The organism is Collinsella sp. AM20-15AC, from assembly GCF_003471405.1.
GTDB lineage: Bacteria > Actinomycetota > Coriobacteriia > Coriobacteriales > Coriobacteriaceae > Collinsella.
The window spans coordinates 1-1,769 of sequence record NZ_QRJA01000058.1; the positions used below are offsets into that span (position 1 = coordinate 1).

The 1,769-nt window shown below is 56.6% G+C and carries 2 protein-coding genes; both read right to left on the reverse strand.

Translation table 11 applies throughout. The features are described from left to right. The coding region (locus DW233_RS10030) for a PTS sugar transporter subunit IIC (protein WP_147324174.1) at positions 1-581 on the reverse strand (581 nt) is incomplete at its 3' end. A gap of 225 nt (positions 582-806) precedes the next feature. Continuing rightward, entirely contained in the window at positions 807-1,697 is an 891-nt protein-coding gene (locus DW233_RS10035; protein ID WP_225093980.1) for a DMT family transporter, read from the reverse strand. Positions 1,698-1,769: the final 72 nt, after the last annotated feature.

Consider the following 1,769-nt stretch of genomic DNA (forward strand, 5'->3'; position numbering starts at 1 on the left):
CCGAGCATGGCGAAGCCCATGGCCGGCAGGATGTTGGCGGCAACGCCGCAACCGTCGATGATGAAGGGCGGGATGAAGTCGAGCAGGCCCTGGATGGCGTCGGAACCCAAATAGAAGGCGCCGCCGCACAGCAGGAAGTACTCGACGCAGCCCCAGATTCCAATTCCCCAATGAACGGCGTAGATGCCTTTGAGGTTTCCCTTGAGGGCGAACTTGTCTGCCATATCGACAAACACAGGGAACAAGGCATTGGTAATGTTGCCGATCGTCAGCGCAAGGACGGCGATGGGCATGGCGAGCGCGATGGCCGTCTCGGTACCCTGACCGAGCTGAATGGCAAACGCGCAGGCGAGCACGCCGCCGACGGTTTCGTTAGGCGGCACGTAGGCGCCGATGGAAATCGAGCCCATGAACAGCAACTCCAGGCTGGCGCCAACGGCAAGGCCAGTCTGCAGGTCCCCCAGCACCAGGCCCACGAGCGGGCACAGGACGATGGGGCGGAACGCGTAGAGGGTGCCGAGCTGGTAGTCGAGGCATCCAAACGCTCCGACTAAGCCGACGAGGATTGCTTGGACAAGCATAATTCCTCCCAATAAGGAATCTCGAACCGTCGTCACTCCCGTCGCGCGCGTTGTTGATATCAATTCCGGGAGTTCGATTCCACGGCTCGAAGCGTACCTGGTGTGCTGCTAACACCCATGCCAGGCACAAATGATTTGATACCAATTATAGGTATGCAGGTTCGCCTTATTTAATACCAGTCGCTCAGCGGGGTGTTTTTTACCGTAAACGGCAGGCGCATCCCATTAGGCACGCTCTTTGTTTCGATGGCGGACAAGCGCCACCAGAAAGCCGTCGCCAAAAGCATCGGATGCCAAGTTGGCCACAATCACCAAAACGATCATCGCTGCGCCCAAAAACTCGTTCCAGCGAAAGACCTCGCCAAAGAGGAGCGCCGACCAGCAGGGAGCGAGCACGACCTCACTCATGCAAACCAAGTTGGCCGCAAACGCGTTGGTGCGCGCAATCCCCTTGGCATACAGCACACTCGCAAGGCCGCTGCAAAAAAGGCCATGCACCAGCATAAGCCCCCACTCAAAGGGTTTCACGGAGCCTAGGTCGCCGGCAAAATAGACGATCGGAAGTATCGAGATGCCGCAGGAGATGAGCGAGGACACCATGGGCGACGCATCGGGGCGAGAGTTTAAAAAGAAACACAGCCCAAAGGTGGCGCCCGAAATGACGGCAAGCAGATTTCCGAGCATGCCCTCGGCGCTCAAATCACCTAAAAAGAAAAGTCCCATACCCGTAAAAGCAACCACCACGGAGGCAATCTTCGCAGGCGAGGGCAACGTGCGAGTTGCGAGCGATTGATACACGATAACGAAAATCATCGAGGTGTACTGCAGAACGATCGCGTTGCCGACCGTCGTGAGCTGGTTGGCAAAGTTAAACGTGGTGCCCGTCACGAAGTTGCAGACGGCCACAAGGACAATAAGACGGCTGACGCGAAGGACGGGTCTGCCGACGAGCAGGATAAAGAGCGCCATAAATATTGCCGTGACGGCACCGATCAAAAGAGCTGACTGCGAATTGGCGCGAACGAGGATGCCGATAAAACTCCACAAGAGCGCCGTGCCAAATAGATACATCGCCCCGCTCACGCCATTATCGGGTGGATTGTCAGATCGAATCACGAAGCACCTCCAACTAGCTTTCGGTAAATCAGAACCACCCTTAAAAAGGGTGGTTTGCTCTTAGGGTATAAC